This window comes from Pseudoxanthomonas sp. G3 (assembly GCF_057654715.1).
The window spans coordinates 3,266,658-3,287,276 of the sequence record NZ_CM172805.1 but is presented as its reverse complement, the minus strand read 5'-3'; the positions used below and the strand labels follow the sequence as shown (position 1 = coordinate 3,287,276).

The 20,619-nt window shown below is 67.9% G+C and carries 17 protein-coding genes and 1 other RNA gene; 17 read left to right on the top strand and 1 reads right to left on the bottom strand.

The features are described from left to right. The first annotated feature begins 60 nt into the window (after window positions 1-60). The 3 genes from AC23D6_RS15780 (at window position 61) to rnpB (ending at window position 3,516) form a co-directional block, all read left to right on the top strand. Window positions 61-1,845 carry a DUF885 domain-containing protein gene (locus AC23D6_RS15780; protein WP_487750158.1) on the top strand — a complete coding sequence of 595 codons (1,785 nt, stop codon included), beginning with the start codon at window positions 61-63 and terminating at the stop codon, window positions 1,843-1,845. 41 nt (window positions 1,846-1,886) lie between these two features. Further along, a complete protein-coding gene (chrA, locus tag AC23D6_RS15775; protein WP_487750157.1) occupies window positions 1,887-3,122 on the top strand; it encodes a chromate efflux transporter in 1,236 nt (411 codons plus the stop codon). Between the two features lie 32 nt (window positions 3,123-3,154). Next, window positions 3,155-3,516: RNase P RNA component class A (rnpB, locus tag AC23D6_RS15770), an RNA gene on the top strand. A 203-nt stretch (window positions 3,517-3,719) separates the two neighbouring features. Here the strand turns inward: rnpB and AC23D6_RS15765 are convergent. Next, window positions 3,720-4,490 carry an NRDE family protein gene (locus tag AC23D6_RS15765; protein WP_487750156.1) on the bottom strand — a complete coding sequence of 257 codons (771 nt, stop codon included), beginning with the start codon at window positions 4,488-4,490 and terminating at the stop codon, window positions 3,720-3,722. A 318-nt stretch (window positions 4,491-4,808) separates the two neighbouring features. Between AC23D6_RS15765 and mraZ the strand changes: the two genes are divergently transcribed. The 14 genes from mraZ (at window position 4,809) to ftsZ (ending at window position 20,447) form a co-directional block, all read left to right on the top strand. After that, window positions 4,809-5,255 carry a division/cell wall cluster transcriptional repressor MraZ gene (gene mraZ / locus AC23D6_RS15760; RefSeq protein WP_487750155.1) on the top strand — a complete coding sequence of 149 codons (447 nt, stop codon included), beginning with the start codon at window positions 4,809-4,811 and terminating at the stop codon, window positions 5,253-5,255. Beyond that, on the top strand, window positions 5,252-6,220 hold the full coding sequence (rsmH, locus tag AC23D6_RS15755) for a 16S rRNA (cytosine(1402)-N(4))-methyltransferase RsmH (RefSeq protein ID WP_487750154.1): 969 nt from the start codon (window positions 5,252-5,254) through the stop codon (window positions 6,218-6,220). Before mraZ ends, rsmH begins: the two co-directional genes overlap by 4 nt. Further along, the gene (gene ftsL, locus AC23D6_RS15750) at window positions 6,217-6,480 is read left to right on the top strand and encodes a cell division protein FtsL (protein ID WP_487750153.1); all 264 of its coding nucleotides are present in this window, start codon (window positions 6,217-6,219) and stop codon (window positions 6,478-6,480) included. Before rsmH ends, ftsL begins: the two co-directional genes overlap by 4 nt. Then, a complete protein-coding gene (locus AC23D6_RS15745) occupies window positions 6,477-8,321 on the top strand; it encodes a peptidoglycan D,D-transpeptidase FtsI family protein (protein ID WP_487750152.1) in 1,845 nt (614 codons plus the stop codon). The genes ftsL and AC23D6_RS15745 overlap by 4 nt, the downstream gene beginning before the upstream one ends. Beyond that, complete coding sequence (locus AC23D6_RS15740) at window positions 8,318-9,787, top strand: UDP-N-acetylmuramoyl-L-alanyl-D-glutamate--2,6-diaminopimelate ligase (protein WP_487750151.1); 1,470 nt, start codon at window positions 8,318-8,320, stop codon at window positions 9,785-9,787. The genes AC23D6_RS15745 and AC23D6_RS15740 overlap by 4 nt, the downstream gene beginning before the upstream one ends. Beyond that, window positions 9,784-11,163: a UDP-N-acetylmuramoyl-tripeptide--D-alanyl-D-alanine ligase gene (locus AC23D6_RS15735; protein ID WP_487750150.1), complete on the top strand. Its 1,380-nt coding sequence runs from the start codon at window positions 9,784-9,786 to the stop codon at window positions 11,161-11,163. The genes AC23D6_RS15740 and AC23D6_RS15735 overlap by 4 nt, the downstream gene beginning before the upstream one ends. Then, entirely contained in the window at window positions 11,153-12,238 is a 1,086-nt protein-coding gene (gene mraY, locus AC23D6_RS15730; RefSeq protein ID WP_487750149.1) for a phospho-N-acetylmuramoyl-pentapeptide-transferase, read from the top strand. Before AC23D6_RS15735 ends, mraY begins: the two co-directional genes overlap by 11 nt. Continuing rightward, entirely contained in the window at window positions 12,238-13,542 is a 1,305-nt protein-coding gene (ftsW, locus tag AC23D6_RS15725) for a putative lipid II flippase FtsW (RefSeq protein ID WP_487750148.1), read from the top strand. Before mraY ends, ftsW begins: the two co-directional genes overlap by 1 nt. A gap of 26 nt (window positions 13,543-13,568) precedes the next feature. Beyond that, complete coding sequence (gene murG, locus AC23D6_RS15720) at window positions 13,569-14,639, top strand: undecaprenyldiphospho-muramoylpentapeptide beta-N-acetylglucosaminyltransferase (RefSeq protein WP_487752661.1); 1,071 nt, start codon at window positions 13,569-13,571, stop codon at window positions 14,637-14,639. Beyond that, window positions 14,639-16,090, top strand: a complete 1,452-nt coding sequence (gene murC / locus AC23D6_RS15715) for a UDP-N-acetylmuramate--L-alanine ligase (RefSeq protein ID WP_487752660.1) — start codon at window positions 14,639-14,641, stop codon at window positions 16,088-16,090. The genes murG and murC overlap by 1 nt, the downstream gene beginning before the upstream one ends. Beyond that, window positions 16,087-17,046, top strand: a complete 960-nt coding sequence (locus tag AC23D6_RS15710) for a D-alanine--D-alanine ligase (protein ID WP_487750147.1) — start codon at window positions 16,087-16,089, stop codon at window positions 17,044-17,046. The genes murC and AC23D6_RS15710 overlap by 4 nt, the downstream gene beginning before the upstream one ends. After that, window positions 17,046-17,822, top strand: a complete 777-nt coding sequence (locus AC23D6_RS15705; RefSeq protein WP_487750146.1) for a cell division protein FtsQ/DivIB — start codon at window positions 17,046-17,048, stop codon at window positions 17,820-17,822. Before AC23D6_RS15710 ends, AC23D6_RS15705 begins: the two co-directional genes overlap by 1 nt. After that, on the top strand, window positions 17,819-19,054 hold the full coding sequence (gene ftsA / locus AC23D6_RS15700; protein ID WP_055940270.1) for a cell division protein FtsA: 1,236 nt from the start codon (window positions 17,819-17,821) through the stop codon (window positions 19,052-19,054). Before AC23D6_RS15705 ends, ftsA begins: the two co-directional genes overlap by 4 nt. 166 nt (window positions 19,055-19,220) lie before the next feature. Beyond that, window positions 19,221-20,447, top strand: a complete 1,227-nt coding sequence (gene ftsZ / locus AC23D6_RS15695) for a cell division protein FtsZ (protein ID WP_487750145.1) — start codon at window positions 19,221-19,223, stop codon at window positions 20,445-20,447. The last annotated feature ends 172 nt before the right edge of the window (window positions 20,448-20,619 follow it).

Genomic DNA, 20,619 nt, shown 5'->3' with positions numbered 1-20,619 from the left:
GCCCGTTCCGATGCCTTGCCCCGTGCAGGTTGCGGACATCCCTTCTTCAAGGAGTACCTGATGCGTCGCCGTGAACTCCTGCTCGGCGCTGCCGCGCTCGGCATGACGTGGCCCCTGGGCGTATGCGTGGCAGCTTCGCTGGACCCGGTCTCGAGGGCCGCGGCGGATGCGGGCGCCGAAGACGCTCGTCTGGCGAACCTGCTGGAACGCCATGCGCAGGCCCTGCGAGAGGAAGAGGGCGGGCCGGATCGACTGGCCGACTATTCGCTTGCCGCGCGCGCGCGTCACCGGCAGGCCACGGTGACGCGCCTGGACGAACTGCAAGGGATCGACCGTGCCGCACTTTCGGTCGCCGCGGCCCTGGACTACGACACCGCCCGCTTCGTGTACGAAGCCATGGCGGACCAGTACGGGCGCTACGGCTTTTCAGACATCAACCTGCGCCCCAGCCCCTATGTCGTCAGCCAGATGAACGGCGCCTACTTCTGGCTGCCAGACAGTATCGGCGGACGCTCGTCCATGAAGGACGCGGCGGATGCCGACCGCTATCTGGACAGGCTGGGCCAGTTCGCCGTGGCCTTGGACCAGGAGACCGAACAGATCCGCCACGACGCAGGCCTGGGTGTCATCCCCCCGGATTTCATTCTGGCCAAGACCCTGAAGCAGCTCGCGACCTTGCGCGATGCGGCGCCGACCGGCAATGCACTGACGACGTCGGCGCTCGCGCGTGCGCGCGATGCCGGGATTGCCACTCTGGACCGTCGCGCTTCGGCGATCTTCATCGAGCGAATCGCTCCAACCCTGCAACGCCAGTACGACGCGCTCGCGGCCTTGCTGCCGCGCGCAGACGATCGTGCAGGCATCTGGGCCAAGCCGGATGGCGAGGCGTACTACGCCTCGGCACTGCGTTCCAACACCACCGCCCGCTATGCGCCAGGTGAGCTGCACCAACTCGGCCTGACGTGGGTGGCGGAACTGTCGGCCGAAATCGATGGCCTGCTGCGTGCGCAGGGTCTGACCGGGGGATCGGTGGGTGAGCGCATGGCCGCCCTGGACCGTGACCCGCGCTACCTCAAGCCGGATACGGAAGCGGGACGCCAGGCGATCATCGACTACGCCAGTGCACACCTGGATCGGATCAAGGGCCTGCTACCGCGGGGTTTCCACGCAACGCCGGATCGACCGGTCGAGGTGCGGCGCATCTCGCCCGCGATCCAGGACGGCGCGCCGGGTGCCTTCTACAGCGCCAGCAGTGATCCCGCCGAACCTTCGATCATCTACCTCAACCTGCGCTCGGTCGCGGAGAACGCGCTGTGGCGCATCCCGACGCTGCTGCATCACGAAGGGATACCCGGTCACCATTTCCAGGACAGCGTCCTGAGCGACGCAGGCGGACTGTCCCTGTTCCGGCGAACGGTGCGCTTCTCGGCCTGGACCGAAGGCTGGGCGCTGTATGCCGAACAACTGGCCGACGAGATCGGTGCATTCGAAGGCGATCCGTTCGGGCGCATCGGCTACCTGCAGGGCCAGCTGTTCCGTGCCTGCCGCGTCGTTGTCGACACCGGCCTCCACCACGCGCGCTGGACCCGCCAGCAAGCCATCGACTGGATGGTGGCAAACGCCGGCGAGCACCGCGACGCCGCCGAGCGCGAGATCGACCGCTATTGCGTCTACCCGGGGCAGGCGTGCAGTTTCATGGTCGGCAAGCAGCAGATACTGGCGACGCGCGAGAAGACGCGGCAGCGCCTCGGGTCGCGGTTTGATGCGCGCGCCTACAACGATTTCATCCTCGCGTCCGGGCCGCTTCCGATGGAAGTCCTCGATAGTGCAGCAGCGCTGGCTTGAATCATCGGGGTGTCGAGGAAGGCGCTTTACGGGCAGAAGCGATGGGATTGATGCTCATGCAAGGGATGACGGCAGGGGAGCCGCGACAACGTGCCAGTGCCTGGACGGTCTTTCGCGTATTCCTTGGGCTGGGGCTGGTTTCATTCGGGGGCCCCGTCGCCCATCTCGGTTATTTTCGCGACGAGTTCGTGACGCGACGCCAGTGGCTGACCGACAGCGCATACGCTGAACTTGTCGCGCTTTGCCAGTTCCTGCCCGGTCCGGCCAGCAGCCAGGTAGGCATGGCCATTGGATTGTCGCAAGCAGGCATCCGCGGCGCGGTCGCGGCATGGTGCGGTTTCACCTTGCCCTCCGCGGTGTTGATGGTGCTGTTCGCGCTTGGACTCATGCATTGGGGCAGCGCATTGCCTGCCGACTCGCTGCACGGCTTGAAGTGGGTCGCGGTCGCCGTGGTGGCTCAAGCGGTATGGGCCATGGGTCGCCTGTTCTGTGTCGATTCGCCGCGCGTGCTCATGGCCGTGGCCACCGCGGCCATCGTCGTGTGGTCGCAGCACGCAGGCGTGCAGTGGGTGCTGATTGCAGTCGGCGCATTGCTGGGCCTGTTGTTGCGACGCGCCCCCGATCCCACTGAAGCCGGCGGCATGACGGTGTCGCTGTCCGCGCGCACCGGCGTGGTGCTGCTGGCGGCTTTCCTGATCCTGCTATTGCTGCTGCCGTGGGTGGCGCAGCATTCCATGGTGCCGGCCGTGCAGGTCTTCGATGCGTTCTATCGTACCGGTGCGCTGGTTTTTGGCGGCGGCCATGTCGTACTGCCGTTGCTGCAGGCGGAAGTGGTGGCGCCAGGCTGGATCGGTGCGGATGACTTCCTTGCCGGTTATGGCGCGGCCCAGGCATTGCCGGGGCCGTTGTTCGCGTTCTCTGCTTTCCTGGGGACCGCCATGTCCGAGGGGCCGGGTGGCGGGCTGGGCGCGATGGTGTGCCTGCTTGCCATTTTCCTGCCTTCCTTCCTGCTGATCGTGGGCGTGTTGCCGTTCTGGTCGCGCTTGCGCAGGCAGCGTGGCGTGCAGGCTGCGGTGGCCGGGGTCAATGCGGTGGTGGTGGGACTGTTGCTGGCCGCACTCCATGACCCGCTCTGGACCACGGCCGTGCGCGACTGGTGCGACGTGGCGTGGATTGCAGTGGGCATGGCGATGCTGATGTGGGCGAAGTGGGCGCCGTGGCGGGTGGTACTGGTGTTGGGCCTTTGCGGTGCCGCGTCCGCCTGGCTATCGGGTTAGCTGTGTGGCCGTTGTGCGACAATGCACGTGGCGGAGCCGGCCAGACAGTCGCGTCATCGATCGTGCTAGTCACGATGGATGCCGAGGAAAGTCCGGGCTCCACAGGGCACGGTGCCAGGTAACGCCTGGGCGGCGCGAGCCGACGGAAAGTGCAACAGAAAGATACCGCCAGCGGTCCTTCGGGATGCGGGTAAGGGTGAAATGGTGCGGTAAGAGCGCACCGCGAGTCCGGTAACGGACCGGCACGGCAAACCCCACCGGGAGCAAGACCAAATAGGGAGGCTATGCTGCGGCCCGCAGTGTCTCCGGGTAGGTTGCTTGAGCGTAACGGTGACGTTGCGCCTAGAGGAATGACTGTCCACGACAGAACCCGGCTTACCGGCCGGCTCCGCCGCCAGCTTCAACGCGAAGCGCGTTGAAGCTCCCAAAGTTCGCAGTGCGAACTTTGGGCCCCAGGCCTTCGCTGCCACACCCCCGCTCGCGCGGTGCGCTCGCCGCCCCCTGACTCAGGGGGCTGTGATGAAGGCGGTTAGTGTGGGAACACCTGTAGGAGCGACGTAAGTCGCGACCGCGGGCCTGCAGATTCGATAGCGCTGGCTACCCGCCGACTCCGATCCGTAACGTCGTCTCGCCTTCGAATACGCCTTCCGGCCCGAAGCGGCGCTCGCTGATCCAACCATGGCCATGGTGGTCGATCGCGATGAGCGTGCTGGCGCGGGTGCCGTAGCGCGCATCGCGGATGAAGGCGGGAGAGAGTCGGCGTTCGAGGTCGAGCCCCACGCCGGTATCCGGCAGCTGCTCGTCGGGTGCAGGTGTTTCGTCGGCCAACGCCGTCCATAGCAGCGCCACGTCCTCGTCGCCGGCCGCGATCCAGGCAGCCAGCCGCTTTTTCAGCGCGACGGTCTTCGGCCAGGGCTCGTCGAGGTCGCCATTGGAAAGCGCGTGCACGCCCGGCGCCAGCGGAATGCGGCGCGGCGTGGGGTAGTTGCTGAGGTACTCGCAGGTTGTCGCGTCGGCCAGCACCAGGTTGAAGGGGGCGAAGGACTCCGCCGCCACCAGCAGGCCGGCACTGCGATGGTCGGCCCCATCGGGTGAGGTCAGGAATCCGGTCGCGAGCTGGCCGCGCGAAGGCGCACCGGGGACGACGATGGCCGGGTCGCGCACGTTGGTCACCACCGCCACACGGCCTTGACGGTCGGTGCCGGCCCAGGTGCCCCCGGACTGCAGGTCGCGGCCGGCCAGGATGCTAGGCGGCGATTCCCAGGCCGCCAGGGCGGCAGTGGGGCGGGCATGGAACTCGTCCCGATTGCCGGCCAGCACGAGCCGCCAGCGGGGGTGGACATTCCAGGCGAGGGCGACCAGGCACATGCCCCGATTCTGGACCCCCGATCTGCGCACTTCCAGCGCGGGAACGCCCGCTGTGCGGTACCCGGCGTGAAGCCACGGTCACCTCACTGAATCATCGCCCAATCTCAAAATTTAAGACGAAACAGTGACTTGTGGATAAGGCTTGAACAAGTCTCTGAAGTTTGCCGCAAGCCATTGATCCGCCAAGCGATTTCTCCTCCCGTTTCCTGTTGACAACCCTGTGCGCGGTGCTAAGGTGGGCAACGGAGGGAAAACCGGGGTTTTAGTGGTTTTTCGTGGTTCAATGACCGTCCAGCGGCAGATCGAAGGGCAGGGGTTGTGTTTCAAGGTGAGACCGCCATCACAGTGGACGACAAGGGACGGCTCGCGGTGCCCACCGCGTACCGCGACGTCGTCGCGCGCGATTGCGGCAACCGCCTGGTGATCACCTACAACCCGTTCGAAGCCGGCAGCCTGTACCTGTACCCCGAGAAGGTCTGGCAGCGCGTCCGCGACGACGTCAACAAGCTGCCCAGCACCCAGCGCGCCCACCGCAGCCTGCAATTGAAGCTGATCGGTGCGGCCTCCCCCGTGGAGCTGGACAGCAACGGTCGCATCAGCATCCCCGCCAGCCACCGTAGTGCGGTCGGCATCGAGAAGAAGGCCGTGCTGCTGGGCATGGGCGAGAAGTTCGAGCTCTGGAGCGAGCAGGCACACCACGCGCAGATCCGTCAGACCCTCACCGACGATGATCTGAGCGCACACATGCTCGAGCTGCGCTTGTGAGCAAGGGTGACGGCAAGCGGCAGTCCGCGCCGGCCGGTCACCTCCCAGCGCTGCACTTGCCGGTGTTGTACACGCAGGTCATGGAAGGGCTGCAGGTGAAAGAGGACGGAACTTACCTGGACGGCACCTTCGGGCGCGGAGGCCACGCGCGCGGCGTGCTGCAACGACTCGGCCCGGGAGGCCGGCTGCTGTTGATGGACAAGGATCCCGAAGCGATCGCGCATGCCGAACAGACGTTCGCAGCCGATGCGCGCGTGTCGATCTTCCGTGGCAGCTTCGCGGCCCTGGCGCAATGGGACGAAACCGCCGCCGGCCTGGATGGCGTGTTGCTCGACCTGGGCGTGTCCTCGCCGCAGCTGGACGTCGCCGAGCGTGGTTTCAGCTTCGGCAAGGATGGTCCGCTGGACATGCGCATGGACCCGGAGTCCGGCGAAAGCGCCGCAGATTGGATCGCACGTGCCGACGAGCGCGAGATCGCCGACGTGCTGTGGACCTACGGTGAAGAGAAGCAGAGCCGCCGCATCGCGCGTGCCATCGTGGCCCGCCGCGCCACCCAGCCGTTCACCCGCACCGCAGACCTGGCCGCGGTGATCGCGTCGGTGATGCCACGCGGCGAGAAGATCCATCCGGCCACCCGCAGCTTCCAGGGCATCCGCATCCACATCAACCGCGAACTGGCGGATCTGGAAGCCGGTCTCGATGCCGCGCTGGCGCGACTGAAGGTCGGGGGGCGGCTGGCCGTGATCAGCTTCCACTCGCTGGAAGACCGCATCGTCAAGCAGTTCATCAACAAGCACGCCAAGGCACCGCCGGCCAATCGCCGCCTGCCCGTTGCCGTCGAGTTCGTCCCCACGCTGCGTGCCATCGGCAGCGGGCAGAAGGGCGAGCCCGACGAGGTGTCTTCCAATCCGCGCGCCCGCAGTGCGGTGCTGCGCGTGGCCGAGAAGCTGGAGGCCGCGGCATGACGCGCTTCCTGATCGCGGTCCTGATGGTGGCCAACATCGCGTCGGCGATCGGGGTGGTGTATGCACGCCACCGCCACCGCGTGTTGTTCGACGAAGTGACGCGCCTGGAGCGCGCGCGCGACGAGCTCAACGTCGAATTCGGCCGTCTGCAGCTGGAACAGGCGACCGTGGCCGAAGCCACCCGCATCGACCAGATCGCGCGCGTGCGCCTGGGCATGAAGTCGCCGGAAGCGGCCGACATCGTGGTGGTGCGCCCATGAACGCCGCACCGAGCAAGAATCGCAACCGCGCCCGCTTCAATCTGCGTGGTCGCCTGGCCCTGGTGCTGGGCGCGATGGGTCTGTGCTCGATCAGCCTGGTCGGGCGTGCGGCGTACGTGCAGCTGATCAACCACGACTTCTACCAGCGCCAGGGCGATGCGCGCTTCCTGCGCGAGATCCCGATCCCGACCTCGCGCGGCATGATCACCGACCGCAACGGCGAGCCGGTGGCGGTGTCGTCGCCAGTGGAATCGGTGTGGGGCAATCCGCAGGAGTTGTTGAAGGCGCCCGACCGCCTGCCGGAACTGGCGCAGGCGCTGGGCGTGCCGCTCGACCACTTGACCAACCGTCTGTCGCAGAAGGCCGACAAGGAATTCCTGTACCTCAAGCGCCGGATCAATCCGGACGAGGCGCAGAAGATCCTCGCGCACAAGATTCCCGGCGTGTTCTCGCAGCGCGAGTTCCGTCGTTTCTATCCGCAGGGGCCGGCGATGGCCCACGTGCTGGGCTTCACCAACATCGACGACCGCGGCCAGGAAGGGCTGGAGCTGGCCTTCGACGAGTGGCTGAGCGGCACGCCGGGCGCGCAGAAGGTGATCCGCGACAACCGCGGCCGCATCGTCGAGAACGTCGACCTGATCCGCTCCGCGCAGCCGGGCAAGGACCTGACGCTCAGCATCGACCGGCGCATCCAGTACCTCGCGCACCGCGAATTGCGCAACGCGTTGCTCGAGCACCAGGCCAGCAGCGGCTCGATCGTCATCATGGACGTGGCCACCGGCGAAGTGCTGGCGATGGTCAACCTGCCGACCTACAACCCGAACGCGATCGAGCGGGTGAAGCCAGACGCGCGCCGCAACCGCGCGCTGACCGACATGATCGAGCCGGGTTCGACGATGAAACCGCTGACCGTGTCCACGGCATTGAAGGCGGGCGTGGTGACGCCGTCCACGCTGATCAACACGAATCCCGGCTACTTGGCGTTGAACAGCCGCTACACCATCCGCGACGTGCCCCGGAACAACGGCGTGCTGACCGTCACCGGCGTCATCACCAAGAGTTCGAACATCGGCTCGATCAAGATCGCCGAAAAGCTGCAGAACACCTACTTCTACGACAGCATCCACAGCTTCGGCTACGGCGAAAAGCCGGGCAGCGGCTTCCCGGGCGAATCGGCCGGCATGCTGGTGCCGCCGGACCGCTGGAATGGCCTGCAGAAGGCGACCATGTCGTACGGCTACGGCCTGGCGGTGACGCCGCTGCAGATCGCGCGCGCGTACGCCGCGCTGGGCAATGGCGGCAGGCTGGTGACGCCGACGTTCGTGAAAGGCCAACGCAGTGAGGCGCCGCAGGTGTTGGACCCGGCGATCGCGCGCGAAGTCGTCGGCATGATGGAGACGGTGGTCACCCAGGGCGGCGCCAAACGCGCGGGCGTGCTGGGCTACCGCGTCGCCGGCAAGACCGGCACCGCCCGCATCGCGTCCGGCGGCGGCTACGCGAAGGGACGCTATGCCTCGTTCTTCGCCGGTCTGGTGCCGGCCAGCAATCCGCGCTTTGCGGCCGTGGTGGTGATCAACGATTCGCAGGAAGGCGGCTACTTCGGCGGACTGGTCGCCGCGCCAGTATTCCACGACGTGATGGACGGCACGCTGCGGCTGATGGACGTCCCGCCGGACGACATCGAGACGTGGTTGGCCGCGCAGGCCAAGACCACGCAGAAAGCAGGCGATGCGGCCACGGTCGCGGCGGCGCCTATCGTCGATGACGCCGTGGATGCGTTGGACCCTGCCGGGTTCGACGCACCCCACGCCGCGCTGCCGGCGACAGGAGCTGCGCGATGAGGCGGATGATGGCCCTCGCCGAGCTGCTGCCCGACATGGACGTGCCGCGCGACATCGTCGTGCGCGGCCTGACCTTGGACAGCCGGGCCGTGCAGCCGGGTGACGCGTTCGTCGCGATCGCCGGCTTCGGCGCGCACGGCCTGAACTTCGCCGCGCAGGCGAAAGAGAACGGCGCCAGCGCGGTGCTTTTCGAACCGCCCGTGCCCGATGGCCTGGAAGCGCCGCGCGATGCGATCCCGGTGCCCGGTCTGCGTGCGCGCATGGGCGCGATGGCGGACCGCTTCCACGCGGCGCCGTCGCACGACATGAAGATGGTCGGCGTCACCGGCACCAACGGGAAGACGTCGACGGTCCAGTTGCTGGCACAGGCCTGGCATCTGCGCGGTGTCCGCTGCGCGACGGTCGGTACGCTGGGCGCGGGCATGTACGGCGAAGTGGTGCCCACCGGTTTCACCACGCCGCTGGTGCTGCAGATGCATGCGCTGCTGGCGCAGTTCCGTGATGCCGGCGCCAAGGCCGTCGCGATGGAGGTCAGCTCGCACGCGCTCGACCAGGGTCGCGTGGACGCAGTGCACTTCGACGTGGGCGTGTTCACCAACCTCACCCGCGACCACCTGGATTACCACGGCGACATGGAGCGCTACGGCGCCGCCAAGTCGCTGCTGTTCTTCCGCACGGGCCTGAGGGCCGGCGTGGTCAACCTCGACGACGCCTACGGTCGTGAGCTGTTCGCCCGCCTGCCGCATGGCCTGCAGCGCGTCGGGGTGAGTTCGCGTGGGCAGGATGAGGCCGCGGTGCGCGCCGATGCGTTGCGCCTGGACGGCAACGGCATCGCCTTCGACCTCGTCGTCGGCGAGGAGCGGCAGCCGGTGCAGTCGCGCCTGTTGGGCCGTTTCAATGTAGACAACCTGCTGGCAGTGGCCGGTACGCTGCATGCCCTGGGCGATACGCCCTCGGAGATCGCGCGCACGCTGTCGCGCCTGTTGCCGATCCATGGCCGCATGAACCGCCTTGGCGGCGACGGCAAGGCCCCCCTCGTGGTGATCGATTACGCGCACACGCCGGACGCGCTGGAGCAGGCGTTGGCCAGCCTGCGCGACCACGTGCAGGGCCGGCTGGTCTGCGTGTTCGGCTGCGGTGGCGACCGCGACGTGGGCAAGCGTCCGCAGATGGCCGAGATCGCCGAACGACTGGCGGATGTGGTCATCGTCACCGACGACAATCCGCGTACCGAAGATGGCAACCGCATCGTGGCCGACATCCTCGCCGGCTTCGCCCGCCCGGAGGCCGCGACCGTGCAGCGCGATCGTGGCTTGGCGATCGCCCACGCCATCGCGCTGGCCGGCGCCGACGACATCGTGCTGGTGGCCGGCAAGGGCCACGAGCCTTACCAGGACATCCAGGGCGTGAAACACCCCTTCGACGATACGGCCGTCGCCCGCAAGGCCCTGGAGGAGCGCGCATGAAGCGACTTCCCCTCTCCCTGCTGGCGCACTGGGCGGGCGGCGAACTGCTGGGCGACGATCTGGTGATCGGTTCGCTGACCCACGATACGCGCACGTTGGTGCCAGGCAGCCTGTACGTGGCGCTGTGCGGCGAGCGTTTCGACGGCCACGATTTTGCTTACGACGCCTCCATGCGTGGCGCTGCCGCCGTGCTCGTGGACCATGAAGTGAAGGTCGACGTGCCGCAGGTCGTCGTGCCCGACACCCTGCTGGCGCTGGCGCGGATCGCGGCCGGCCTGCAGCGCGACCGCGTGGAGAAGGCGGTCGCGATCACCGGCAGCAACGGCAAGACCACCGTCAAGACGCTGGTCGTCGCCATCCTCCAGCGCGCTGGCGTCACCTACTTCAATCCGGGCAATCGCAACAACGAGATCGGCCTGCCGATGGCCGTGATCGATGCGCCGGACGACGCCGACTTCTCGGTCTACGAAATGGGCGCTGGCAAGCCCGGCGACATCGCCTACCTGACCGATATCGTCACGCCAGAAGTGGCGCTGGTGAACAACATCGCCGCGGCGCACCTCGAGCGCATGGGTTCGCTGATGGGCGTGGCCGAGACCAAGGGCGCGATCTACGAAGCGTTGCCGGCCGACGGCACCGCGGTGATCAATGCCGACGACGCCTTCGCGGAATACTTCACCAGCCGGGTGCCGGACCGCCGTATCCTGCGGTTCGGTCTGGAGGCGACCGCCGACATCACGGCGCGCGCGTTGCGCCCGACCGCCGACGGGACTGACTTCGTGCTGGTTGCGCCGCATGGCGAAGTGCCGGTGAGCCTGCACCTGCCGGGCCGCCACAACGTCTTGAACGCGCTGGCCGCGGGCACCATCGCGATCGCCTGCGGCGTGTCGCTGGCGACGATTGCCGAGGGCCTGTCCGCCGCGCAGCCCGTCGCTGGCCGCCAGGTCGCGCGCACGCTGGCCAGCGGTGCGGTGGTGATCGACGACAGCTACAACGCGAATCCGGGCTCGCTGATGGCCGCCATCGACACGCTCGCGGCAGCCAGCGCGCAGGCGCGTGGTGAAGGGTGGTTGGTGCTGGGCGACATGCGCGAGCTGGGCGCCGATGCCGAAGCGCTGCACGCCGAAGCCGGCCGCCGCGCCAAGAGCGCGGGCATCCGCCGCCTGTACACGCTGGGTCCGCTCAGCGCCGCCGCCGCCGCCGCGTTCGGCGAGGGCGCGTATCCATTCGACGATCACGCCTCGCTGGCCGACGCCCTGCGCGCCGAGCTGCGGGCCGGCGTGCGCTGTCTGGTCAAGGGCTCGCGCGGCAGCGCGATGGACCGGATCGTCGCCGCCTTGCTGTCCACCGGGGAGGACACACCGCATGTTGCTTGAACTGGCTCGCTGGTTGCAGAGCCTGGAGAACTTCTTCGGCCTGTTCGGCTACCTGACGTTCCGCGGCATCCTCGCTGCGCTGACATCGCTGGCGCTGTCGCTGTGGCTGGGCCCGGCGGTGATCCGCAAGCTCGGCCAGCTGAAGGGCGGCCAGCCGATCCGCAAGGACGGTCCGCAATCGCACTTCTCCAAGGCGGGCACGCCCACGATGGGTGGCGCGCTGATCCTCATCACCGTGGCGGCCTCCGTGCTGTTGTGGGGCGATCTGCGCAACAAGTATGTGTGGGTGGTGCTGCTGGTCATGGTGTGCTTCGGCGTGATCGGCTGGTACGACGACTGGATCAAGATCGTCCGCCGCGATCCCAATGGCCTGAAGTCGCGCTGGAAGTACCTGCTGCAATCCATCTTCGGCCTGGCCGCCGGCTTGTATCTGTACCTGTACGCCGACGTGCCGGCGGCGACCACGTTCTATGTGCCGTTCTTCAAGTCGATCGCGCTGCCGCTGGCCGGCATCGGCTTCGTCGCCATCGCGTACTTCTGGATCGTGGGCTTTTCCAACGCGGTCAACCTGACCGACGGCCTGGACGGCCTGGCGATCATGCCCACGGTGCTGGTGGCCTGCGCGCTGGGCGTGTTCGCCTATGCGTCGGGCAATGCGGTGTTCTCGAACTATCTGCAGATCCCGCAGGTGCCGGGCGCGGGCGAGCTGACCATCATCTGCGCCGCCATCGCGGGCGCAGGCCTGGGTTTCCTCTGGTTCAACACCTACCCGGCGATGGTGTTCATGGGCGATATCGGCGCGCTGGCGCTGGGTGCGGTCCTCGGCACGATCGCCGTGATCGTGCGCCAGGAACTGGTGCTGGTGATCATGGGCGGCATCTTCGTCATCGAAACGCTGTCGGTGATGATCCAGGTGGCCTCGTTCAAGCTGACAGGCAAGCGCGTGTTCCGGATGGCGCCGATCCACCACCACTTCGAACTGAAGGGCTGGCCCGAGCCGCGCGTGATCGTGCGCTTCTGGATCATCTCCGTCGTGCTCGTCCTCGTCGGCCTGGCCACGTTGAAGGTGCGCTGATGAACGACACGCCACGCCAAGCGACGCGACTGGACGCCATCGGGGGCCGCTTCGACCCCTGGTTGCTCGGCGCCATGCTGGCGCTGGCGTCGCTGGGCGTGGTGATGGTCGCATCGGCGTCGATCTACCAGCACGGCAATCCGTTCTACTACCTGATCCGCCATGGCATGTTCCTGGTGGCCGGCGCCGGCCTGGCGTGGTGGGTGACGCGCACGGAGCTGAAGAGCATCGAGGCGCGCAACCATCTGCTGCTGCTGGGCTGCGTGGTGTTGTTGCTGATGGTGTTTGTGCCGGGCCTGGGCGTCAGCGTGAAAGGTGCGCACCGCTGGATCAACCTGGGCGTTTCGAACTTCCAAGTCGTAGAAGTGGTGAAGGTGTTCTTCATCGTCTGGCTGGCCAGTTACCTGGTGCGCTTCCGCGACGAGGTCAACGCGACCTGGGCAGCAATGCTCAAGCCGCTGGGCGTGGTGGTGGTGCTGGTCGCGTTGCTGCTGATGCAGCCGGACTTCGGCTCGTCCTCGCTGCTGTTGGCGATCACCGCCGGCATGCTGGTGCTGGGTGGCGTGAACATGCCGCGCATGTTCGGCCCGGTGTTGGTCGGCTTGCCGATTCTCGCGGTGATCGCCATCGCCGAGCCGTACCGCATGCGTCGCCTGACGTCGTTCTCCGATCCGTGGGCCGATCCGTTCGGCAGCGGCTACCAGCTGACCAACGCGCTGATGGCGATCGGTCGCGGCGAATGGTCAGGCATCGGCCTCGGCGGTTCCGTGCTCAAGCTCAATTACCTGCCGGAAGTGCATACCGACTTCATCTTCTCGGTCATCGGCGAGGAACTCGGCTTCGTCGGCGTCTGCCTGGTGATCGCGCTGTATGCGCTGCTGGTCGGCCGCGCCTTCGTGATCGGCCTGCGCTGCGTGGAGATGCGCCGCCACTTCGCCGGCTATGTCGCCTTCGGCGTGGCGCTGTGGATCGGCATGCAGAGCTTCGTCTCGATGGGCGTCAACCTAGGCTTGCTGCCCACCAAGGGCCTGACTCTGCCGCTGATCTCCTCGGGCGGCTCCAGCATCCTGATGACGTGCGTGGCGATGGGCCTGCTGCTGCGGGTGTCGTACGAACTCGAGCGCACCCAGCGCCAGGTCGCGCTGCGCGGCGAAGCGCTGCAGACCTCGCCGAATGGCGAAACGCGGACGCCTGCCGATGCCACGCCGGCAACACCGAAGCCGGCGCCGTCGCTGTCCGAAACGCTGCGCGGCACCAGCCGCCTGCGCTCGCGTGTCGAGCCGACCTTCGAGAGGATCGCATGACGATCGCGACGTCCTCCGCTCCCGTGATGGTGATGGCTGGTGGCACCGGCGGCCACATCTTCCCCGCGCTGGCCGTGGCCAAGGTGCTGCGTGCGCGTGGTGTGCCGGTCGTGTGGCTGGGCGCGGACGGGGCGATGGAAACGCGCCTGGTGCCGCAGCACGACATCGAGCTGGACACGCTGGCGATCAGCGGCCTGCGCGGCAAGGGCAAGCTGGCCCTGCTGGGCGCGCCGGTGCGCGTGCTGCGGGCGATCCGCGCCGCGGGTTTCGTGCTGCGCCGTCGCGCGCCGCGCGCGGTGGTCAGCTTCGGTGGCTTCGCATCCGGTCCCGGTGGCGTCGCGGCCCGCCTGATGGGCACGCCGTTGCTGGTGCACGAGCAGAATCGCGCCGCCGGTTTCACCAATCGCATGCTCGCCAAGGTGGCGCGTCGGATCATGTCGGGGTTCCCGGGCGCGTTCCCGGGCCGCGAGGAGGTGGTCGGCAACCCGGTGCGCGAAGAGATCGCCACCGTCGCGCCGCCGGCGTCTCGCCTGGCCGGCCGCGAAGGCCCGCTACGCTTGCTGGTGCTCGGCGGCAGCCAGGGCGCCCGCGCGTTGAACATGGCCGTGCCGCGCGCATTGGCCACGCTGCCCGCGGGCAGCGTCGACGTGCGTCACCAGTGCGGCGAGAAGCTGCGCGACGAAGCCGCCAAGGCCTATGCCGATACCGGTGCCACCGCGAGCGTGGAAGCCTTCATCACCGATATGGCCGCCGCGTATGCGTGGGCGGACCTGGTGGTCTGCCGCGCTGGCGCCTCCACGCTGGCCGAACTTTGCGCCGTCGGCGTCGGCAGCGTGCTGGTCCCGTTCCCGCAGGCCGTGGACGACCACCAGACGCGCAACGCCGAATACCTGGTCGAGCGCGGCGCCGCCTTGCTGTTGAAGCAGGATGACGGCCTCGCTGATGCGTTGGCGAGCACGCTGCGCCGGCTGGCAGGCGATGCGTCCACGCGCCTGGCGATGGCCGAGGCTGCGCGCACGCTGGCCAAGACCGATGCGGCCGATCGCATCGCCGACATCATTCTTGAGGAAGCAATTGAAATGAGGACGCAGGCATGATGATGGCTGCTGCACGCGAGCGCCGCCTGCAACACACCGGCAACCTGGCTCAGGCGTTCCGCCGAGTGCACTTCGTCGGCATCGGCGGCTCCGGCATGAGCGGCATCGCCGAAGTGCTGTGCACGCTGGGTTATGAGGTGTCGGGCTCGGACAATGCCGACAATGCGGCCACGCGCCGCCTGGCGTCGCTGGGTGCGCGCGTGATGCGCGGCCATAACGCCTCCAACGTGCTGGGCACGGACTGCGTGGTGGTCTCCAGCGCCATCAAGCACGACAACCCCGAGCTGATGGAGGCGCGCAGCCAGCGCATTCCGATCGTGCCGCGCGCGGCGATGCTGGCCGAACTGATGCGCTTCCGTCGCGGCATCGCCGTGGCCGGCACGCACGGCAAGACCACGACCACGAGCCTGGCGGCGGCGATCCTGAGCGAAGGCGGACTGGACCCGACCTTCGTGATCGGCGGCCAGCTGCTTGCGGCCGGCGCCAACGCCAAGCTCGGCGACGGCCAGTGGCTGGTGGCCGAGGCGGACGAGAGCGACGGCAGCTTCCTGCGCCTGAATCCGCTGATCTCCATCGTCACCAACATCGATGCCGATCACCTGGAAAACTACGGCAACGACTTCGAGCGCGTGAAGGCGGCATTCGCCGAATTCCTGCAGCGCCTGCCGTTCTACGGGTTGGCCGTGCTGTGCATCGACGATCCGGAAGTCGCGGCCATCGCCGCCGAGACGCCGCGCCACGTCATGAGCTACGGCTTCGCCGAGAACGCCGACGTGCGCGCCGAGGACGTGGAGCAGGAAGGCGGCCGCATGCACTTCACCCTGCGCCTGCCCGAAGACGCCAGCATCCGCGTCAGTCTGGCGCTGCCGGGCCGCCATAACGTGCAGAACGCGCTGGCTGCGGCCGCCGTGGGCTGGCAGTTGGGCGTGTCGCCGGCAAACATCGCCGCTGCGCTGGAGAAGTTCGCCGGCATCGGTCGCCGCTTCAACGACCTGGGCGAGATCACCACGCCGCAGGGCGCGCGCGTGCAACTGGTCGACGACTACGGCCATCATCCGAAGGAACTGGCGGCCGTGTTCGCCGCCGCACGCGGTGGCTGGCCGCACAAGCGCCTGGTGGTGGCCTTCCAGCCGCACCGCTACAGCCGCACGCGCGACCAGTTCGACGCGTTCGCCGCCGTGCTGTCGGAAGCCGATGCCCTGGTGTTGAGCGAGGTCTACCCTGCGGGCGAGCAGCCGATCGCGGGCGCCGATTCCAAGTCGCTGGCGCGTGCGATCCGTGCGCGCGGCCGCAACGAGCCGGTGGTCGTCAGCCAGGTCGCGGAGCTGGCCGATGTGCTGCCCGACGTCCTGCAGGATGGCGACCTGCTGTTGCTGATGGGCGCCGGCGACATCGGCCACATGTCGCAGCACATCGCGTCGCACGGCTTCAATCGACGGGAGGGCGCATGACCGCCATCGCCGTACCGCCGCCGCGCTTCGACGACCCGGCCCGCTTCGGGCGCGTGGCCGTGCTGCTGGGCGGCGTTTCCAGCGAGCGCGAGGTATCGCTGAATTCCGGCCAGAACGTGCTCGACGCGCTGCTGGCGCGCGGCGTACAGGCGTTCGCGGTGGATGGCATTCCCGCGCTGGTCGAGGCGATCCGTGCCGGCAAGGTCGATCGCGTCTTCAACATCCTGCATGGCGGCGATGGCGAGAACGGCGTTCTGCAGGGCCTGCTGCAATCGTTGGGCGTGCCGTACACCGGCCCCGGCGTGCTCGGCTCGGCGCTGACGATGGACAAGATCCGCACCAAGCAGGTGTGGGAAGCCGCGGGCTTGCCCACCGCGCGCTTCGAGCGCATTCCCGCTGGCAGCGATCTCGCTGCCGCGGCGCGCAAGCTCGGCTTCCCGGTGTTCGTGAAGCCGTCCGCCGAGGGCTCCAGCGTCGGTGTGTTCCGCTTGATGGGCGAGGAGGACCTGGCGCCGGCGCAGGCCTTCGCCACTACCTACACCGGCGAGCTGCTGGCCGAGCAAATGCTGACCGGCGGCGAATTCACCGTGGGCATCCTCGGCGACGTGGCCCTGCCGTCGGTACGCATCGTGCCGGCCGGCGACTGGTACGACTACCACGCCAAGTACATCGCCGATGACACGCAATACTTGTGCCCCGGCCTGGACGATGCCGGCGACGAAGCGGCGATCCGTGCGCTGGCGCTGGCGGGCTTCCGCGCGGCCGGCTGCAGCGGCTGGGGCCGCGTGGATGTCATGCGCCACGCCGACGGCCGCTTCATGCTGATGGAAGTCAACACGGCGCCCGGCATGACCAGCCATTCGCTGGTGCCGAAGGCGGCGGCGAAGATCGGGATCGGTTTCGAAGCGCTGTGCTGGCGCATCCTCGAGCAGACGGTGCCGGAGGTGGCGGGCTGATGAACGCCGCCCTGCGCATCCTCGCCTGGTTGCTCGCGCTGGCCCTGGTGGCGCTGCCGGTCGTGGCCGTCGTGAACGGTTGGATCGGTGCGGACCGCTGGCCGCTGAGCAAGCTGCGCGTGCAGGGTGAATTCGCGCGCGTGGACGCGGCGCAGTTGCGCGAGGTCGTGCTGCCGCACGCCAAGCGCGGCTTCTTCGCGGTGCGCCTCGACGATGCCAAGCACGCCGTCGAACGCCTGCCGTGGGTCGAGCGTGCCGAAGTGCGCAAGCGCTGGCCGGATGTGCTGGAGATCCGCGTGATCGAGCACAAGCCGTTCGCGCGCTGGGGCAAGGACAAGCTGTTGTCCGAACACGGTCGCCTGTTCCCGATGCCGAAGGAACTGGCGATGCTGGACCTGCCGCAACTCGGCGGGCCGGACTCGCAGGTGCAGGAAGTGACGGCGCTGTACAACGAATCGCGGCAGCTGTTCGCACCGATGGGCCTGGACGTCACCACGCTGGTGATGGACGCCCGCGGCAGCTGGTCGCTGCTGCTCGGCAACGGCACCGAGGTGGTGGTGGGCCGCACCGATGCGCGCCCGCGCCTGGGCCGCTTCGCGCGGATGCTGCCGCAGTTGCTGGCCGCGCAGGCGCAGCCGCTGCTGCGCGCGGATCTGCGCTACACGAACGGTTTCGCGCTCAGCTGGGGCGACGCGCCGCGGGCGCCACATACGGACACTTCAACGCTGCCTGCGCCGGTTGCGGCCGCAGGTGGTCATTCGCAGGGCAGGACATGAATCGCAAGGGTGACAAATCGCTGATCGTCGGGCTGGATATCGGCACGTCCAAGGTGACGGCGCTGGTCGGCGAGTACGCCCCGGGCAACCCGATCGAGGTGATCGGCATCGGCTCGCACGAGTCGCGCGGCCTGAAGCGCGGCGTGGTCGTGGACATCGAGTCCACCGTGCAGTCGATCCAGCGCGCGATCGAGGAAGCCGAGCTGATGGCCGGTTGCGAGATCCGCTCGGTCTACGCGTCGATCTCCGGCAACCACGTGCAGTGCCGCAATTCGCCCGGCATCGTGCCTATCCGCGACGGCGAGGTGACCTGGGGCGACCTGGACCGCGTGCTGGAAGCGGCGAAGGCCGTCGCGATCCCGGCCGACCAGAAGATCCTCCACGCGATCCCGCGCGAGTACAAGCTGGACAACTCGCAGGAAGGCATCCGCAATCCGGTCGGCATGACCGGCGTGCGCTTGGAAGTGGACGCGCACCTGGTGTTCTGCGCGCAGTCCGCCGCGGCCAACATCAGCAAGTGCGTGCAGCGTTGCGGCCTGCAGATCGACGACCTGATTTTCTCCTCGCTGGCCTCCAGCGTGGCGGTGCTGACCAGCGACGAGCGCGAGCTCGGCGTGGTGTTGGTCGACATGGGTGCGGGCACCACCGACCTGGCGGTGTTCGTGCAGGGTGCGATCTGCCACACGGCCTCGCTGCCGATCGCCGGCGACCAGGTCACCAACGACATCGCGCACATGCTGCGCACGCCCACACCAGAAGCCGAGCAGATCAAGGTGCGCTACGCGTGCGCGCTGGCGCAGCTGGCGACGGCCGAGGAAAGCATCCAGGTGCCCAGCGTGGGCGACCGCCCGCCGCGTCGCCTGCCGCGTCACGCGCTCGCGCAGGCCGTGCAGCAGCGTTACGAGGAGATCTTCGAGATGGTGCAGGCCGAACTGCGCCGCTCGGGCTTCGAAGAGCGCGTGCGCGCCGGCATGGTGCTGACCGGCGGCGCCGCGAAGATGGAAGGCGTGGTCGAGCTGGCCGAAGAGATGCTGCAGATGCCCGTGCGCGTCGGCATCCCGCAGCACGTCACCGGCCTGGGCGAAGTGGTCGGCAACCCGGTGCATGCCACCGGCGTCGGCCTGCTGCTGATGGGCAGCCAGATTGAACATCCCCGGCGTCCGTCGCTGCCTACGGGCAAGGCGGGCAGCTGGTTCAAGAAACTCCAGAACTGGTATCGAGGCGAGTTCTGAGGTGAGAGAAGTGAGGAGTGAGAAGTGAGAAGAGCAAGACGGCGACGTGGAGAGAGGGTGTTCGGCTCACTCCTCACTTCTCTCCACTCACTCCTTGCAGCAAGAAGCAGTACCGAAACACCCGTTCCACCCAGCACCACATAACTAAATAAACGAGGACAAGGACATGGCACATTTCGAACTGGTTGAAAAGATGGCCCCGAATGCAGTGATCAAGGTCGTGGGCGTGGGCGGCGGCGGTGGCAACGCCGTGGCGCACATGGTCAACGGCAGCGTGGACGGCGTGGAGTTCATCACCGCCAACACCGATTCGCAGGCGATCAAGAACTGCGGCGCCAAGCTGCAGCTGCAACTCGGCAGCAACGTCACCAAGGGCCTGGGCGCGGGCGCGAATCCGGAAGTCGGCCGCCAGGCCGCGCTGGAAGACCGCGAGCGCATCATCGACGCGCTGGACGGCGCCGACATGGTGTTCATCACTGCCGGCATGGGCGGCGGCACCGGCACCGGCGCCGCACCGGTCGTGGCGCAGCTGGCCAAGGAGATGGGCATCCTGACCGTGGCCGTGGTCACCAAGCCTTTTCCGTTCGAAGGCCGCCGCCGCATGCAGGTCGCGCTGAAGGGCATTGAGGAGCTGAGCCACCACTGCGACTCGCTGATCACCATCCCGAACGAGAAGCTGATCACCGTGCTGGGCCGCAACGCGACGATGATCCAGGCCTTCCGCGCCGCCAACGACGTGCTGCTCGGCGCCGTGCAGGGCATCGCCGACCTGATCGTCCGTCCGGGCCTGATCAACGTCGACTTCGCCGACGTGCGCACCGTGATGAGCGAGATGGGCCTGGCCATGATGGGCACCGGTAGCGCCCGCGGCGACGACCGCGCGCAGGCTGCCGCCGAGGCCGCGATCCAGAACCCGCTGCTGGACGACGTGAACCTCAACGGCGCCAACGGCATCCTGGTCAACATCACCGCCGGCCCGGACTTCACGATGGCCGAGTTCGACGAAGTGGGCCGCACCATCGAAGGCTTCGCGTCGGAAGACGCGACCGTCGTGGTCGGCACCGTGCTGGACCCGGACATGCAGGACGAAGTGCGCGTGACCGTCGTGGCCACCGGCCTGAACCGCAACGCCGCCCGCCAGCCGGTGGGTCGCAACAGCGACCTGCGCGAGCCGATGCGCGCGCCGATCAAGCTGGTCCGCGACGCCACCACCGGCATGCCGATCGACGACGGCTTCTCGATGGACCCGATCAGTGCTGCCACCAGCGGCCTGGGGCTGCGCCGGGGTGCCGCCTCGCCTGCCTCGTCGGCGCCCGCGTCCGCGCCGGTCGCGGCCGACCTGCCGTCGGACTACCTGGACATCCCGGCGTTCCTGCGCCGCCAGGCGGACTGACCTGCAAGACCCTCCCCGCGAGGGGAGGGTGCCGTACCCGCACCACCACGCCATGTCCTTTCGCTGCCGGGCCCAGCGGCCCGGCAGCCCTTTCCGGAGCGCCTTAACACAGCGTTGTTTCAGGCGTGGGACAGACCGGTTCTTTCGTTAAGATTCAGCGAATTGCGTGATA

What these genes read in the sequence shown, in the direction of transcription:
- AC23D6_RS15780 (WP_487750158.1), top strand. Translation starts at nt 61, where the DNA reads ATGCGTCGCCGTGAACTCCTGCTCGGCGCTGCCGCGCTCGGCATGACG.
- chrA (WP_487750157.1), top strand. Translation starts at nt 1,887, where the DNA reads ATGGGATTGATGCTCATGCAAGGGATGACGGCAGGGGAGCCGCGACAA.
- AC23D6_RS15765 (WP_487750156.1), bottom strand. Translation starts at nt 4,490, where the DNA reads ATGTGCCTGGTCGCCCTCGCCTGGAATGTCCACCCCCGCTGGCGGCTC.
- ftsL (WP_487750153.1), top strand. Translation starts at nt 6,217, where the DNA reads ATGACGCGCTTCCTGATCGCGGTCCTGATGGTGGCCAACATCGCGTCG.
- AC23D6_RS15745 (WP_487750152.1), top strand. Translation starts at nt 6,477, where the DNA reads ATGAACGCCGCACCGAGCAAGAATCGCAACCGCGCCCGCTTCAATCTG.
- AC23D6_RS15740 (WP_487750151.1), top strand. Translation starts at nt 8,318, where the DNA reads ATGAGGCGGATGATGGCCCTCGCCGAGCTGCTGCCCGACATGGACGTG.
- AC23D6_RS15735 (WP_487750150.1), top strand. Translation starts at nt 9,784, where the DNA reads ATGAAGCGACTTCCCCTCTCCCTGCTGGCGCACTGGGCGGGCGGCGAA.
- mraY (WP_487750149.1), top strand. Translation starts at nt 11,153, where the DNA reads ATGTTGCTTGAACTGGCTCGCTGGTTGCAGAGCCTGGAGAACTTCTTC.
- ftsW (WP_487750148.1), top strand. Translation starts at nt 12,238, where the DNA reads ATGAACGACACGCCACGCCAAGCGACGCGACTGGACGCCATCGGGGGC.
- murG (WP_487752661.1), top strand. Translation starts at nt 13,569, where the DNA reads ATGGTGATGGCTGGTGGCACCGGCGGCCACATCTTCCCCGCGCTGGCC.
- murC (WP_487752660.1), top strand. Translation starts at nt 14,639, where the DNA reads ATGATGGCTGCTGCACGCGAGCGCCGCCTGCAACACACCGGCAACCTG.
- AC23D6_RS15710 (WP_487750147.1), top strand. Translation starts at nt 16,087, where the DNA reads ATGACCGCCATCGCCGTACCGCCGCCGCGCTTCGACGACCCGGCCCGC.
- AC23D6_RS15705 (WP_487750146.1), top strand. Translation starts at nt 17,046, where the DNA reads ATGAACGCCGCCCTGCGCATCCTCGCCTGGTTGCTCGCGCTGGCCCTG.
- ftsA (WP_055940270.1), top strand. Translation starts at nt 17,819, where the DNA reads ATGAATCGCAAGGGTGACAAATCGCTGATCGTCGGGCTGGATATCGGC.
- ftsZ (WP_487750145.1), top strand. Translation starts at nt 19,221, where the DNA reads ATGGCACATTTCGAACTGGTTGAAAAGATGGCCCCGAATGCAGTGATC.